Origin of the sequence: Peptoniphilus sp. KCTC 25270 (genome assembly GCF_021012875.1) — a bacterium.
Taxonomy (GTDB): Bacteria; Bacillota; Clostridia; order Tissierellales; family Peptoniphilaceae; genus JAJMZJ01.
In genome coordinates, this window is the sequence record NZ_JAJMZJ010000001.1 from 211,830 (window position 1) to 228,120 (window position 16,291).

Annotated in this window: 14 protein-coding genes; 7 read left to right on the forward strand and 7 right to left on the reverse strand. The window is 37.5% G+C overall.

Annotated elements, in window-relative coordinates:
* Positions 1-31: 31 nt before the first annotated feature.
* The 5 genes from LQU94_RS01025 to LQU94_RS01045 all read right to left on the reverse strand — a co-directional run bounded on the left by LQU94_RS01025 (position 32) and on the right by LQU94_RS01045 (position 7,063).
* A complete protein-coding gene (locus LQU94_RS01025) occupies positions 32-1,384 on the reverse strand; it encodes a citrate synthase (protein WP_230634362.1) in 1,353 nt (450 codons plus the stop codon).
* A gap of 9 nt (positions 1,385-1,393) precedes the next feature.
* Complete coding sequence (locus tag LQU94_RS01030) at positions 1,394-2,389, reverse strand: isocitrate/isopropylmalate dehydrogenase family protein (protein ID WP_230634366.1); 996 nt, start codon at positions 2,387-2,389, stop codon at positions 1,394-1,396.
* 7 nt (positions 2,390-2,396) lie between these two features.
* The gene (locus LQU94_RS01035; RefSeq protein WP_230634370.1) at positions 2,397-4,322 is read right to left on the reverse strand and encodes an aconitate hydratase; all 1,926 of its coding nucleotides are present in this window, start codon (positions 4,320-4,322) and stop codon (positions 2,397-2,399) included.
* A gap of 203 nt (positions 4,323-4,525) precedes the next feature.
* Positions 4,526-6,139, reverse strand: coding sequence for an alkaline phosphatase (locus LQU94_RS01040; protein ID WP_230634373.1), 1,614 nt, complete (start codon positions 6,137-6,139; stop codon positions 4,526-4,528).
* A gap of 111 nt (positions 6,140-6,250) precedes the next feature.
* Positions 6,251-7,063 carry a histidinol-phosphatase HisJ family protein gene (locus LQU94_RS01045; protein WP_230634376.1) on the reverse strand — a complete coding sequence of 271 codons (813 nt, stop codon included), beginning with the start codon at positions 7,061-7,063 and terminating at the stop codon, positions 6,251-6,253.
* Between the two features lie 210 nt (positions 7,064-7,273).
* Here LQU94_RS01045 and LQU94_RS01050 point away from each other — a divergent pair, with 210 nt between their 5' ends.
* From LQU94_RS01050 to LQU94_RS01075, 6 genes are all read left to right on the forward strand, one after another.
* Entirely contained in the window at positions 7,274-7,828 is a 555-nt protein-coding gene (locus tag LQU94_RS01050) for a YtxH domain-containing protein (protein ID WP_230634379.1), read from the forward strand.
* Positions 7,829-7,840: 12 nt separating this feature from the next.
* Positions 7,841-8,335, forward strand: a complete 495-nt coding sequence (locus LQU94_RS01055; protein ID WP_230634382.1) for a hypothetical protein — start codon at positions 7,841-7,843, stop codon at positions 8,333-8,335.
* Between the two features lie 191 nt (positions 8,336-8,526).
* Complete coding sequence (locus LQU94_RS01060) at positions 8,527-9,405, forward strand: diacylglycerol kinase family protein (RefSeq protein WP_230696347.1); 879 nt, start codon at positions 8,527-8,529, stop codon at positions 9,403-9,405.
* A gap of 9 nt (positions 9,406-9,414) precedes the next feature.
* Positions 9,415-10,440 (forward strand): LacI family DNA-binding transcriptional regulator, encoded by a 1,026-nt coding sequence (locus LQU94_RS01065; RefSeq protein ID WP_230634385.1) that lies wholly within the window; start codon positions 9,415-9,417, stop codon positions 10,438-10,440.
* Between the two features lie 490 nt (positions 10,441-10,930).
* The gene (locus tag LQU94_RS01070; RefSeq protein ID WP_230634388.1) at positions 10,931-11,350 is read left to right on the forward strand and encodes an FMN-binding protein; all 420 of its coding nucleotides are present in this window, start codon (positions 10,931-10,933) and stop codon (positions 11,348-11,350) included.
* A 19-nt stretch (positions 11,351-11,369) separates the two neighbouring features.
* A complete protein-coding gene (locus LQU94_RS01075; protein WP_230634392.1) occupies positions 11,370-13,079 on the forward strand; it encodes a proline--tRNA ligase in 1,710 nt (569 codons plus the stop codon).
* Positions 13,080-13,201: 122 nt separating this feature from the next.
* Here LQU94_RS01075 and LQU94_RS01080 read toward each other — a convergent pair whose 3' ends face one another.
* Together LQU94_RS01080 and LQU94_RS01085 are read right to left on the reverse strand one after the other, a co-directional pair.
* A complete protein-coding gene (locus LQU94_RS01080; RefSeq protein WP_230634395.1) occupies positions 13,202-13,963 on the reverse strand; it encodes a hypothetical protein in 762 nt (253 codons plus the stop codon).
* The gene (locus LQU94_RS01085; RefSeq protein ID WP_230634398.1) at positions 13,956-14,525 is read right to left on the reverse strand and encodes an RNA polymerase sigma factor; all 570 of its coding nucleotides are present in this window, start codon (positions 14,523-14,525) and stop codon (positions 13,956-13,958) included. Before LQU94_RS01085 ends, LQU94_RS01080 begins: the two co-directional genes overlap by 8 nt.
* Before the next feature lie 197 nt (positions 14,526-14,722).
* On the opposite strand from LQU94_RS01085, the gene LQU94_RS01090 reads away from it, so the two are divergent.
* The gene (locus LQU94_RS01090) at positions 14,723-16,234 is read left to right on the forward strand and encodes an S-layer homology domain-containing protein (RefSeq protein ID WP_230634401.1); all 1,512 of its coding nucleotides are present in this window, start codon (positions 14,723-14,725) and stop codon (positions 16,232-16,234) included.
* Positions 16,235-16,291 lie beyond the last annotated feature (57 nt).

Genomic DNA, 16,291 nt, shown 5'->3' on the forward strand with positions numbered 1-16,291 from the left:
TACTAGAATTTAGGAGGATTGTAAAGAAAGACTATTTGCAACGATTTTCTAATTTTTGATATTTCTTATGGGAATTCAAATGAACGTAGCCAGGACGGATGATTCGTTTGTCTTGAATTTGTTCCAAACGGTGAGCACACCAACCAGCCATACGACTTACAGCAAATAGAGGGGTATATAAATCTTTTGGAACGCCTAGCATCTCGTAAACCAATCCAGAATACAAGTCGATGTTCCCGCAAACTGGATAGTCGATGCCACGTTTTTCTTGCAATAAACGGCCTCCAATTTCTTCCACAAGTTCAAGGAAATGGTATTGGTCCCCATATCCTTTTTCTTCGGCTAATGTACGGGCTTGTTCCTTTAACATATCTTTTCTGGGGTCGTTTAGTGTATAGACGGCATGTCCCAATCCATAGATCAATCCTTTGTTATCAAAGGCATCACAAGCCAAAATTCTTCGTAAATAATCTTCAATGTCCCCTTCGTGATGAAGGTTGCGAATATTGGAAGATAAATCCTCTAACATGGAAGAAACCATAAGATTGGCGCCCCCGTGACGTGGACCTTTTAAGGAACCAAGACCGGTGACAATGGCAGAATATGTATCGGTGCCGGAAGAGGATACAACGTGAGTGGCAAAAGTAGAGTTGTTCCCGCCACCATGCTCGGCGTGTAAAATAAGCATTAAATCCAAAAGTTTGGCTTCTTCTTCTGTATATTGAGAACTTGGACGAATCAAATGCAAAATATTTGGTGCAATGCATTTGTTTTTATCGGGATAATGGATAACCAAACTTTCTCCATCAATATAATGGCGTTTGGCTTGATAGGCGTAGCTCATAATAATGGGCATCTTCGCAATCAAATCAATACTTTGGCGCAAAACATTTTCTGTGTCGGTATTTTCAGGATTTTCATCGTAACTGTAAAGAGTTAACATAGAACGCATCATCTTGTTCATAATGTTTTTTCCGGGAATTTTTAGAATGACATCTTCAATATATCCCTTTGGAAATTCTCGGGCTTCAATGAGTAAATTTTGAAAGAAAGAGAGTTCTTCTTTTGTGGGCAAACTACCAAATAGCAAAAGAAAAGCTACTTCTTCATAGCCCAATCGTCCAGTTTCCTGAAAATCGTGGACTAAGTCGGCAACAGAATAGCCACGATACATTAGATCTCCAGGAGCGGGTACTTTTTTTCCGTCAACTTTATCATAACCAGAAACGTAACCCACTCTTGTGATTCCAACCAAAACCCCTGTGTCATCGCTATTTCGCAAGCCGTGGCGAATATCGTATTTATCGTATAAATCTTTTTTTATGGAATTTCTCTCAATAATTTTTTGAGAGAATTCCCTTAATCGAGCATCCGTATTATTCATTTCAAACTCCTATAGATTTTCAATAATTTTTTTTGTGTAGGCAGAACAAGTCAATGATCCCCCTAAATCTTTTGTGTAATTTTCTTTATTGGACAAAGTTTTTTCAATGGCTTTTCGAATTCTATCAGCACATTCTTTTTCTCCTATATCGTCCAAAAGCAAGCAAGCGGTTAATACCATGGCAGTTGGATTGGCTAAATCTTTCCCTGCAATATCTAAGGCAGATCCGTGAATGGATTCATAAATGGCAATGTCTTTTCCTTTATTCATTCCAGGAACAAGCCCCAAACCACCAACCAAACCAGCCCCTAAATCTGAAAGAATGTCTCCGTAAAGATTTTCTGTAACAACCACTTGGAAAGATTCTGGGCGAATAACCAATTGCATGCACATATTATCAATCAACATCTCTTCCAATTGGATTTCAGGATATTCTTTGGCAACTTCTCGAGCGCAGTCCAAAAACAATCCGTCGGTTAATTTCATAATGTTGGCTTTGGTTACTACGGTGACTTTTTTGTGGCCAAATTGTTTGGCGTAATCAAAGGCGGCCCGAACAATTCGCTCAGATTTTTCCCTTGTAATGACTTTAATGGAATGGGCTTCGTTTTCGCTAATTTTTTCTTCCCAACCCATGTATAAATCTTCGGTATTTTCTCGAAATAGGATAAAATCTACATTTTCAAATTTTAAGGGGATAGGGCCGGGGGCCTTAATGGGACGGATATTTGCGTAGAGGTCATATTTTTTTCGAAGCTCTACATTGATACTGCGAAATCCCTTCCCAATGGGCGTTTCGATGGGACCCTTTAAGGCAATTTTATTTTTTTCAATGCTTTCAAATACTTTTTCAGGAATGTAGGTTCCTTCTTTTTCAAAAACGGTGCCTCCCGCGTAGGCAAATTCATATTCCAAAGGAGCCCCTGCGGCTTTTAATATGGAAATGGTAGCGTCTGAAATTTCGGGGCCAATTCCATCTCCAGGAATCCAAGTAATAGTTCTCATGGCAGTCCTACTTTCTATTTTTGGCGTAATTTAAGAATCCGCCGGCTTTTAATACGTCGATTTCTCGTTCGGTGAAATTTCCTTTTACATTGAAGGTAAAATCTTGAGTCGCATCTATTATTTCTAAGGTGTCCATTGAAATAGCAGAAGAAAGATTTTTTAGTTCGAGAAGATCTCCTTCTTGAATTCGGTCATAATCTTCTGGATTTTCAAATACCAAAGGCAAAATTCCTGCATTAATTAAGTTGGAACGATGAATTCGGGCAAAAGATTTGGCAACAACGGCTTTTACTCCGAGATACAGCGGTAGCAAGGCAGCATGTTCTCGACTGGATCCTTGGCCATAGTTTTCTCCTCCTACAACAATTCCGCCCTCGTTGTTTTCGGCTCTTTCTTTGAAATCATCAATAAGAGTAGAAAAAGCAAAGTTGGATAAGTGAGGAATATTGGAACGGTAAGGCAATAATTTTGCGTTAGAAGGGCAAATGTCGTCGGTTGTAATATTGTCGCCGCCCTTAAATAAAACAACTTTTTTTATGCCATCTTCCATTGGTTTTCCAATAGGGAATGGTTTAATATTTGGTCCCATAATGGTTTCCTTTGGACGTAGTGATTTTTCCACAGGAGGGATCAAATACGAAGTGGCGTGATTATAGGATTTTGGCTCTTCAATTTGGGTTTCGTATTCCAATTCAGAAGGCAAAGCGATGTATCCCAAAACGGCAGAAGTGGCACAAGTTTCTGGACTGGCAATATAAATTTGGGCGTCCATGGTGCCGCTTCGTCCTTTGAAATTTCGGTTGAAAGAACGCAAACTAACGCCGCCGGATTTTGGAGCTTGACCCATTCCAATACAAGGGCCGCAAGAGGATTCTAAAATTCTTGCGCCGGCTTGAATCATTGTGTTTAAGGCGCCATTGGCGGCTAAATGAGAAAGAATGGTAGCAGATCCTGGAGAAATAACCAAAGATACATCAGGATGCACTTTGCGGTTTTCCAAAATGGAAGCCACTTTCATCATGTCTTGGAAAGAAGAGTTGGTACAAGAACCAATGGCCACTTGATCCACTTTTACTTTTGGTAAATCCTCTACTTTTTCAAATTGATCGGGTAAATGAGGTTTTGCCACAGAAGGAACAATTTTAGAAAGATCGATTTCTAAGACTTCATCGTAAGAAGCGTCTTCATCAGCAGATAATGGGAGGAAATCTTCGACCCGGTTGTGTTTTTCTAAAAAATCTTTTGTATTTTCATCTGATGGAAATAGGGAAGTAGTCGCTCCGAGTTCCGCTCCCATATTACAAATGGTGGCACGATCTGTAACAGAAAGAGAGGAGACGCCTTCTCCAGAATATTCCATAATAAATCCAGTTCCACCTTTAACGGTTAATTTTCCTAAAATAGTTAAAATAACATCTTTTCCATTGGAATGAGGGGGAAGAGAGCCGGAAAGTTTAATATTGTAAATTTTTGGAATTCGAATGGTGTAGGTTCCAGAAGCCATGGCAACGGCAACGTCTAATCCACCCGCTCCAATGGCCAAAGCGCCAAGGGCTCCTGCTGTAGGCGTATGGGAATCGCTGCCAATAAGGGTAATTCCCGGTTTGGCAAATTGTTCCAAATGAACTTGATGACAAATTCCTCCACCCGGTTTTGAAAAAACCAAACCATATTTTGCCGCGGCCGATTGGATAAATAAATGATCGTCAGGATTTTCGAATCCTGCTTGCAACATATTGTGATCAATATAGGCAACGGAAAGATCTGTTTTTATTTCCTCCACATCCATAGCTTCCAACTGCAAATAAACCATGGTTCCTGTGCTATCTTGCGTTAAAGTCTGATCTATTTTTAAGGACACCTCTTCTCCAAAAGCCAAAGTTCCAGACAATAGATGATTTTCAATTAATTTCAATGCCAAAGATTTTTTCATAGTACCTCCTATTATAACGATATAATCGTCAGTAAAATTATATAGTCGTCAACTTAAAGATTATTATACTCGTCTCTTAAGAAATAAGCCATAGTTTAATAAAAAGAATACAATATTTTTTACTGAACTAAAGCAAAAAAAGAACCCCTAAAAAATAGGGGACTCTTTTTTATCTAAATTGTGAAACGAGGAGTGTGAAATGTTTATTTTACTAAATCGATAGCTCCTTGAGGAACGTAGATTTTTTCGCCAGTGAAGACAGTAAGGCCTCCAATAGGTTGTTTTTCTCCATTGACGATGGCGTAGTTTCGATTGGTAGGAAAGTTGTATTGTACGCCATTTTTTGTGATTTCCAAAATAGGATTTCCTTCATTATAGTTAAAGTTTACTTGGGCGCCTTTTTGTTCAAAGGCCGCTCTAGAATAGATGAATAATTCTTGAGATAGGGCGTTTAGATCTGTGCCCATAATGCTGGAAATATATTGTCCGATTTCAGAGTTGTGAACCAATCCAGTAAGAGGAAGAACGGATTTTGGGGCGTAACAGTAAAGGGCAACATCTCCTCCTACATGACCTTCTGTAGTCCATCCAATAGCAGAGCGAGCACTAATAATTTGTCCGAAGGCAACGTCTCCGTCTTTTGTATTTTTCATTTTTTCAATTTCATCTGCGGTTAAGTCGATACCAAAAACATCTTTTGCAACGGCAGCTGCATTGGAACGATCTTCATTTAATAAAGCAGCGGCTCCTTCGCCTGTTTTTTTGGCATTGCGAATCAAATCGGTAAATTCATTAAGAGGCTTTTTATCGTATCCGCTAGAGGTGGAGCTATTTCCTAAAGTAAGCCCGCCGGTTCCATGGTCAGAGGCTACGATTAAAACGGTGTCTTCGTTGCTTTTTGCAAATTCTTTGGCCGTTGCTACCGCTTTATCGAAAGCCAAAATTTCAGAAACAACTCCCATTGGATCGTTGGCATGAGCAGACCAGTCGATTTTTGATCCTTCAACCATTAAAAAGAATCCTTTATCATTTTTAGATAAAATAGTAAGGGCTGCTTGGGTTATTTCAGATAAAGCAGGCTCTTTTGAAGAATCGCGGTCCCAATCATTGGCTAGAGCATCTGGGTCAAACATTCCCCAAATTTTCTCAGAAGTAATGTTTTTTAATTCTTCTGGACGAGTCATATATTGGTAGCCTTGATCTTTGATTTCTTGAATTAAATCTTCTTTGTCTTGACGTTTTTCTTTCATAAGGCTAGTGGATCCAGCTCCCAATACCACTTCCATTCCTTGGAAAACCTGTTGTTCTGCAAGGGAATCGAAATTGTTTCGGTTGGGGTGATGTGCAGAGAAATCAGCCGGTGTGGCGTGTTGTACATTTGAAGTAGAAACAATACCTGTGCTTTTTCCTAATCTTTCTGCCGCTTCAATATGGTTTGCTATAGGGGAGCCGCTACGATTTTCGTCAAAATTTTCCGCTCCAGGCATTCCGCCTTGAGAAGGATAAACACCTACATAGGGAGATTGGCTTTTGTTTCCTGTAGCCATAGCGGTACCAGCTGGTGCGGAATCAGCGATAGGAGTGTTTGCATTGTTTGTACGAACCAATCCAGTTACCAATTCATCCATTTCCAACTGATGGTCTTCATCAACCCAACGAGCCAAAGTGGCTGCTTCGATGCTCATTCCGTCGGGAATCATCACAATGACATTTTTGGCCTTCCCATAATCCTTTACAGCTTGGGCTTGTACGGGAACAGAGGAAGCGCCAAGAGTTAAAGCCAGGGCAGCAGAGACAATACGAATCGTTTTTTTCATTATAAAATACCTCCAAAGATTTATTCATTTCTACGAAATAGTGTAATCTTTGGAGGTAAATGGAGAATTAAATGGAATAAAAGATTAGGATAAAAATAAGATAGAAAATTTTTACAATGTAAAGTTTGTAATGTTTCTTTTATAGAGGGTTTTGTTTTCGAAATAGAAAATTTCTTCGAATCCCATTTCCTTTAGATGATTCCAAGCCAAATCAATATCGCTGCCAATATGTTTAGAAAAATGAGAATCCGATCCGGTGGTAATAATCGTACCCCCCAATTCCAAATAGCGTTGTAAAATTCGATCCTTTGGATTGGCATATCCTAAATTTCGACGAATTCCTGCCGTGTTCATTTCAATGCCACGGCCTGTACGAATAATTTCTTTCAAAATTTCATCAATGATAGAGGCAAATTGTTCGTAAGGAGGAATTTTATCTGGATTCTTCATATAGCGATCAATATAGTCAATATGACCTAAAACGTGAAAATTCTTTGTCTTGCGAACGCATTCTAACATAGTGGTGTAATAATTTTCGTACCAAGAGAGGGTATTTTCCTCCAAATCTTCTTGGTGTAAAGAAATATCTAAGCCGTCTAAAGCATGGATGGAACCAATAACAAAATCAAAAGGAGTTTCTTCAATAAAGGTATCCATCCACTGGGAAATATCTGGGCCAAGACCAATTTCTACTCCCATTAAAATTTTTATTTCTTCTTTGTATTTCTCTTTTAAGGAAAAAAGGGTGCTAAAATATTCTTCCACATTGAAAGTATAATCTAAAGGATGGTTTCCAAAAAAACGGTCAATATGATCGGTAAAAGTTAACACTTCGATTCCTTTTTGAAGAGCAAACTGAATATTTTCTTCTGGGTCGGCCATGGAATCCATGGAGAATCGGCAATGGGTATGGGAATCAAACATAAATACTCCTTTCTTTTCTGTAAAAATGTAAATAAACCATAGGGTAAAATAAACAATTCAATGAAATTTATTCTATCATTTCAATTGAAATTTTCAAGTGTGGAATTTGTTTAATAATACGTAAACTTTTTAGAAATTACCATGAATCTGGATTGAAAGCCATTGAAGTGGGTAATTAAAAACTAACAAATTCAAAACGGAGGTAGATTTATGTTATTTGAATATTTAGATGGTAAAAGAAGAGAAAGAGAAAGAGCTCGTATTGCTAGAAGTATTGGAAATATTGTTGTAGGTAGTTTAGTAGGTGCTGCAGCAGGTGTGTTATTTGCTCCTAAGAGTGGAGAAGAAACTCGTGCAGACATCGCAGATAAATCTAGAGAATTAGCAGAAGTAGCGAAAGAAAAATCTTTGGATACTGCCGATACTTTATCAGCAAAAGCTTACGAAGCGCAAACAGCTGTACGCAACACTTATGATGATTTGAAATTACGTGCTGCTATTAAAGCGGATCAAATGAAAGACGATGCAGAAATTGCAAAAGCAAAAGCTCGTGCAATTGGCGAAATCGTTCGTGAAGAGGGCACAGTAGTAAAAGAAGAATTAGCAAATTCAAAAGAAGAAATCAAAGAATCTGTAAAAGAGGTTGCCGAAGAAGCAAAAGTACAAGCAGAAGTTTCTGGTGAACAATTGAAAGAAAGCGGAGAAAAAATCGCAAAAGCTGCAGAAAAAGCAGGCGATAAATCAAAAAAAGAATTAGATAAATAAAAGAGGTGGAGAATGAATATTACGATAACACTCCATGACCTTTTAAGAATATTATTGTATTTAGCTGGTATTGGCGCCTTGGTATACTTGGCCTTGGTACTGAAAAATGTCGTAGGGATTTTGAAATCTCTTCGCACAAAGCTAGATGAACACGAAGCAGTAATTGACGATACGTTTAAGAAATTGCCGACGATTACAGACAATGTTACTGTCATTTCAACTAATGCCTCTCGTTTGACTACAGATGCTACAGAAATGGTAGAAGTAGTGAAACCAGAAGTAGAACGCATTGCTGTAACTGTTGGAGGCGTTACAGATACTGTAGATGATATTGCTCGCTCTGTAGATGAAACAACTCTTCGCTTAACCAGTACAGCGGCTGTTGTTTCTGATTCTATTAATGATACAGCAAGAACCATCTCCTTTAATGCAAACAACATCGTAGACTATTTCTATATTCTACGGGAAGTATTAGAAGCATTAAGAGATGTAATTCGTACAAGATAAAAAGATAAAGGACGATGCTTAGGCGTCGTCCTTTTTTTGTGGGAAAATCTGATGAATGCACTAGGCTTTGATTTTCCTAGGATGAAAAAAATCTTTATGAAATCATTGAGAAATAGCAGTTTTTCATTTGTGAAATCGTTATTAATATCGTATAATAAAATAGAATAAAGGGGGGGAGCGTTTTGGGACGAATGAAAATAATCGTCAATCCCATATCTGGTCGAGAATTTGGTTTGGAAATGGTAAAAAGGCTCATTGTATTGTTTAGTCAGGATGACTGGGAAGTATTAACCTGTTTTACCAAAACCAAAGGAGACGGCAAAAAATATGCCATGTGCGACGACGGAGAAGACCTTATTATTGCCATTGGTGGAGATGGAACGGTAAATGAGGTAGTAAATGGGATGTATCACGGAAAACGAGAAGTCCCCTTAGCAATATTGCCAGCAGGAACGGTGAATGACTTTGGAAATCATATGAACTTGCCAAGAAATGCCACCGATTTTTATAAGATGATTCAAAGGGGCAAAACGGTACCGATTGATATTGGCGTTTGTGGAGAACATGCATTTATTAACGTTTGCGCTGGTGGACTTTTTACGGATATTGCCTATACAGTTTCAGATAATTCGAAAAGCGTAATGGGACGAATGGCCTATTATTTAGAGGCGGTCAAAGAGTTTCATACAAAGTTTTCTTCAAAGAAATCTTTTTCTTTGCGAGTAAAAACAGGGAATACTTTGATTCAAACCAAGGCTCTTTTGTTTATTATCGCCAATTCTGGATCGGTAGGCGGGATTCAAAATATCGCTCCAGAGGCGGATGTTCAAGATGGGCTCTTGGATGTACTTATTTTTGAAGAGATGCAAATAACGGAAGTAATAGAATTATTAGCAGACATTCGCTTTGGGAAACATCCAGACAATCACAAGGTTATGTATTTCAAAGCAGAAGAATTGGAATTATTTAGTGAAGAAAGTATGCATGTGGATTTGGACGGCGAAGAAGGGGAAGAACTTCCTCAAATAGTGAAAGTAGAAAAAAGCGCTATTCAACTTTGTGTATTATAAGGAGGAATTATGGCTTCAACGATTAAAGATGTAGCAAAAATGGCAGATGTTTCAATTTCAACGGTTTCTCGAGTAATCAACGACTCAAAGCCAGTAAGCCCCGAAGCAAGAAGAAGGGTAATGCACGCAATTGAGGTATTGGATTATAAACCCAATGAAGTAGCTAGATCCTTGGTAACCAAAAAATCGAATTTAATTGGTGTTATCGTTTCTGACATTGGAAATTCTTATGTATCCCAAGTTTTACGGGGCGTAGAAGAAATTGGAAGAATGTATCAATACGATATTTTGTTGTCTTCTAGTTACGGCGATCCAGAAGTAGAAGTGAAGTTTGCCAAATTGTTTTCAAGAAAACAAGTAGAAGGAATCATTATTATTTCTGAAATATTAAATCAAAAATTATTGTATAAATTGGATGAATTCAAAATTCCTTGTGTTGTAATCAACCGTTTCTACAATATTGAAGAAGCGCCAACGGTTACGATCAATAACAAAGCAGCCGCTTATAATATGACAGACTATCTAACAGAAATGGGACATAAGGATATTGGTTATGTTGTGTTACGCAATGATATGGATCGTACCAACGAAAAATACAAAATCAAAGGATATCGTGATGCGATGGAAGCCAATGGTTTGACTCCAAAATTCCTATATGCAGAAGGCACAGATGAAGAAGCTGCCAAAGATATCTTTAGACAACATGAAGAAGAGATTCGAAACAAAAAATATTCGGTTTTATTCTGTAGTCAAGATTTATTGGCAATCAATCTTATGAATGTAATGCGAGATAACGGAATGACAGTACCAGATGATATGTCTTTTGCTGGATTCGGTGGAAGTAGCTTATCTGAAATCTATCGTCCAAAATTGACAACAGTAAAAGAGCCTTATTACGATATTGGGGCCGTAGCGATTCGCAAACTATTGAAAAATATTGACAACAAAAAAGTAGACAATGACGATGAAATGATTTTGCTACCAGTAGAAATTATTAAGCGTCAAAGCGTTATGGACTTAAATAAAGAAAAATAACAAAAAGAAAAAATATTTTGTATATTGTGTTGACAAAAACTTCAAGATGCTGTATACTTTAAGTAAGTTAAAGGAGAGGATGATAGAATGAAAATGAAAAAATCGTCCGCATTTTTCCAAAACAAAGTATAAAGACGAGGTGATACCCTTGAGAAAGGTAAGTAGAAAGTCTAAAACTTATTGAGTAGGTAAGGTGATTCCGTTGAAAGAGGTTAGTGTTACCAATCAGAAAATTGGATATAGATAAAAAATTTGACAGATAATCTGTGACGTTAATCGCGTAGAATTATAGAGAATGAATGTATCCAACAAATAAAATTAAATAGATGGAGGGAGCCGAATGGCTCCCTTTTTTGTGTGCATTTTTATGAGAATTTAAGGAAATAATTCTTTTTCTTATGATGAGGTTTCATTGAAAACAGGGATTAGAAAGGATATAATAGAATAGTCAAGAAAAAACATAAAAACACATACGAAAAGGGGAATTCCGTTGAAAAAATCAAAAGTTATAGTCGCTATTGCCCTTTGTGGAACGTTATTTTGCGCTTGTACCAGTAAAGAAAGTTACAGTGCAAATTCTATAAAGACAGAAAACAATACGATCTATCTTGGAAATGAAGCCTCTGGCCGTCGTCTATTGAAAGATGGTGAATATACTGCGGAGGGAGAAGGATTGCAGGGTCCTATTAAGGTGCGAATGCGAGTTCGAGATGGATTTATTGACCGTATAGAAGTAGTGGAACATTCAGAAAATTCTGGTGTAGTAGAAGAGGCTTTTTCTTCTCTATCTAGAACTATGATTAAGAAACAGTCGGCAGAAGTGGATACAGTAAGCGGTGCAACGGAGGCTTCTATGGGAGTCATTGATGCGGTGCGAAAGTGTATGCGCCAAGCCGGAGTGGAAGCCTAAAGAAAGTGAGTAAAGAGAAATGAAGTTATCGCAATATTATTTGCCAACCTTACGGGAGGTACCAGCAGATGCAGAAATTGCATCTCATAAATTAATGCTACGTGCAGCTATGATTCGCCGTTCTGCCTCTGGGGTTTATACATACTTGCCATTGGGATTAAAAGTAATTCAAAAAGTGGAAAAAGTAGTTCGAGAAGAAATGAACCGTGCAGGGGCCATGGAAATTTTAATGTCTGCCATTCAACCAAAAGAAATTTGGGAATCCAGCGGACGTTGGGATGTATATGGGCCTGAAATGTTCCGATTAAAAGATCGCAACGATCGCGAATTTTGCTTGGGACCTACGGCGGAAGAGTATTTTACGACTTTGGTAAAAGGGGAAGTAAAAAGTTATAAGCAACTTCCTATGAATTTGTATCAAATCCAAACAAAATATAGAGATGAAAAAAGACCTCGTTTCGGTATCAATCGCGCTCGTGAGTTTTCTATGAAGGATGCCTATAGTTTTGATGTAAACGAAGAAGCTATGATGGATTCTTATATGAATATGTATCGGGCTTACGAGAGAATTTTTGATCGTTTGTGTATCGATTATCGCGTGTGCCAAGGGGACGCAGGAGCCATGGGCGGAAATAGCTCCCATGAGTTTATTGCATTGGCAGAAACCGGCGAAGGGGTTATTGTCTATACAGATTCTGGATCCTATGCAGCAACAGATGAAAAAGCAGAAGTTTATTATTCTTATCCTGAAACTCAAGAGCCAAAGGAAAAAGAAAAAGTTCATACCCCAGGGACAAAAACCATTGAAGAAGTTAGCGAATTTTTAGGAATAGAAAAAGCAAGATGCGCCAAAGCAATTGATATGAGCGTAGAAGGAGAACCAGTATACGCTTTTATTCCTGGAGATCGAGAACTGAATCTTACCAAATTGGTTTCTTATTTGGGCATTCCAGAACATGAAATTGTTATGATGGATGATGAAATGATTCGAAATTCTGGTACAGTACCAGGATTTACCGGTCCAATTGGGTTGGATGCAAGAATTATTGTAGATGAGAGCTTAACAAAAATTTCCAACCTTGTGGTGGGAGCGAACGAAGAAGATCACCATATAATTAACGCAAATTATGGAAGAGATTTTGAAGGAGAAATTGCTCCAGACTTGTTAATGGTAGAAGAGGGCGATAAAACAGAAGAAGGAGAAGAATTGCAATTTGCTCGCGGAATTGAAGTAGGAAATATTTTCCAATTGGGCAAAAAATATTCTGAGTCTTTGGATGCAAAATTCCTTGATGAAAATGGTAAAGAGCAACATTTCTGGATGGGAAGTTACGGCGTTGGGATTACTCGTTCCGTATCAGCCATTATTGATCAAAACTTTGATGATAATGGAATTATCTGGCCTGTAGCCATTGCGCCTTTTGAAGCCATTGTAACGGTTGTAAATAGTAAAAAAGAAGAGCAAGAAGCTCTAGGGGAAGAAATTTATAAAAAGCTATTGGATGCGGGAATCGATGTTTTATTGGACGACCGTAAAGAAAGAGCGGGCGTAAAGTTCAATGACAGAGATTTAATAGGAATTCCTTACCGAATTAGCGTTGGGAAAAATGCAGGAGAAAATTTGGTAGAATACTCTACAAGAAAAGAAGGAGTAAACGAAGAAATTTCCGTGGAAGAAGCTTTGGAAAAAGTCATCGAAAACATTAAAAAAGAGAGAACTTCTCTATAAATAAGAGAGTTCCAAAATAGAATAAGAATTTTATCAAAATACAAGAAAGAAAAAGTCTGTTGCCGATGTTGTAGGCAACAGACTTTTTTATTGGAAATAATTTATGGTATAAAATGTTTCAGTTATTGGAAAAAATGGGCTCCCATTTCAAAGAGCTCTTCTTTCTGTACATTTTCATTGGCTAAGATGGAATAGGAAACTCCATTTGTTTCAAAAGAAAGGTGCTTTGAAATCGAAACTTCTCTTTCTTGATCCGGTGAGCCATAGGCCACATTATAAAAAGGATCTTCTTCCATTCGTCTTTGTTCCTCTTTTGTAAGTTGGCTCCCATCGCCAAGGAAAAGAGTCTCTAATTTTGTGTAATAGAAGTTAACGCCATTTGAAGTTCTAGTTTCTTGAAATTTTTGCTCAGAAAGGGGCGTTTGATTGTCAAAAATTTTGTCTACATATAAGTCAATTATTTCATTTGAGGAATTTTTATACGTTACAATGATGTTTTTTCTTTTGTTCATTTCATTTCCGGAATCGTCAAAATCTGAAACATTTGCCACAGTAATTCCATCAAAAGTGTAATTTCCTAAATCTTTTGGTATATTGGCATCGATTCCTGTTTTTTTCTCTGCTTTTTCAACATCTGAAAAAGTGGTGTAGGTATAGTTTGAGAGGGAAGAAATTTTAGAACTGGTAATTTTTCCTCCCCCATAAACTCCCACGGAGAGGAAAAGGGCCAGGCAAGCAACAAGGACGATTCTTCTTTTTTTCATTTGAAAGTCTCCTTTTTTTCCATGATTTTGAATCTCGGCGTCAATTTTATTTTTTACATAATAAGAAGGATAGACATCCTTAACGATTTTATGGAATTCATTCTTAAAAATTTTATTCATAAACACCCTCCTCTAAGAATGGATCTTTTGGATAATCACTGGTAGCATTTAGCTCTTCTTTTATTTGTTTTCGCGCTCTATGAAGCCTGGATTTTACTGTCCCCTTAAAAGTTTTACAGATATTCGCAATTTCTTCGATAGTAAAGTCGTTATAATAATATAGAACCAAGACCTCTCGTTCTTTTGGTTTTAGTTTCATAAGATAATTTCTCATATCAAATATGAGAGCAAAATCTTCTTCTAAATTGGATTGGATATTTTGATCTACTCTAAAATAGATGTCTTCATCAGGAAATTCTCTTTGCCTTTTTTTATACTTAGAATAAGCTTTGTTTCTTAATATGGAAAACATCCATGGAATCAGCTTGGATTCGTCCTTTAGCGTATGGATGTTCATAAAAACAGAAATAAAGGTTTCTTGTAAGACGTCTTCGGAGTCTTCTTTGTTACCAAGAATTAAAAAAGCGGTTCGATACAATTGTAGATGATATTCTTCATAGAGTTTGTCGAAGGAATCTTTATTTCCGGATTTTATTCCCTCAATGGTTATTTTATTCTCCATAAAACCCTCCTTTCTTTCGATGCATCTATAAATAAGACGATTTAGCAAAGCAAAAGGTTCATTTTATTGTAAGAAAAAAAAGAAAAGCTGTCAAAATGTTGGAAGAAAATTTGAAAATGAGGGTTTTGTAATATATATTTAATGACAAAATGGAAACAGTTTTAGTACAATAAAAATATGAAAGGGGAGTAGGACTTATGAGAAAGGGAAGCGTAGCGTTGGTTTTGCTAATGCTTTTGTTCCTCTTACCGACCCAAGCCCAAGCTTCGGGAGAAATTCGAGGAAACTTAGTGCAACCAGCCGTCCAAGACGCCAATGCCGGAGATGTGATAACTTATGACCTACAAATATTGTTTCCAGAAGGATATCAATATATTTATCGCTCTATGGGAGCATCTGTAAAATTCGATCCACGTGTGGAACCGATTTCCCAAGAGATTATAGGCGTAAGTATTCCAGAAGGGTATTATAGGATTACCGATAGTAGAGCCGCAACAAGCAATGTAAGTTTTGTGACGTTTTCGGTAAGTGACTTAACGAAATTGCAAGGAACACAAACTCTAAATTTACGTATGCAAGTAAAAGTCCGTGATGGATATTCAAAAGTGAATGATCTAAAAAATACCATGGTATTAACTTATATGGATATGAATGGAAATGAGTTTGGAAATCAACAAGACGTTGTAACCGATGGAACACAAATCAATCCAATTCAGGCCTATACAAATACAATCACAGGGAAAACAAACCCCAATACGAGAATTGATATTTATAGAGGATCGACTTTGGTGGCTCAAGGAGTAAGCGACGAAAGTGGAAATTTCCAAATCGTTATCAATCCTCAACCAGAAGGAGCAGAGTTGCGATTTGAAATCTATGCAAGTAGCGGGAAAGTAACTCGTACTATGGTTGTAGGAGAAGAGGAAGCACCAGGTGGTCAGCCATCCAATGATGTTGTAAAACTACAAGATTACGTTCGAGTAGTGGAGAAGATGTCGAATACCAATTTAACGCAAGAACAAATTTTCCAAAAAAATGCAGCGGTATCCATGGGGCAATATTTGTTGATTAAATCCAATGTAACCAGTGAAGAAATTGGAAATGGGATACGATCTTTAGAAACAGCCTATGAGCAAGTACGTTTGCCATTTATGAACGGTTATCCGGATGGAACTTTTGCTCCAACAAAATCCATGACGCGAGCAGAAGTGGCCTCTGTATTTACGAAAATTATGACCAAGGGAAGTATGGGCAATTCATTCTCTTCCTTTAGGGATGTATCCGACAGTAAATGGTACGCTGGTAGTATTGGATATATGGAAAAAACAGGAGTGATTTCTGGTTATTTAGATGGAACGTTCCGTCCAGAAAATTCCATTAGCCGAGCGGAATTTGCGGCATTGATTTCTAAATATATGAAATTAAACACAGGAGCAGGAGCGAAAAACTTTAAGGATGTAAAATCTAGTTTTTGGGCGAAACAATACATTGATCAAGTATCTGCTGCTGGACTTATGAACGGTAGAGAAGATGGAAGTTTTGGTCCAAACGATAAGATTACTCGTCAAGAAGTAGCTACTGTATTAAACAAAGTGTTGCAACGAGTTCCAGATGAAAACTTCATCGGGAAATATGGATCCAATCCATTTAAGGATGTAAACAGAAATTCATGGGCCTATTTCCAAATTATGGAAGCGACAGCCAATTAAAAAATACCTCTTCGGAGGTATTTTTTTGTGGCCTTCTAGGATGCAAGAGAAATTTAA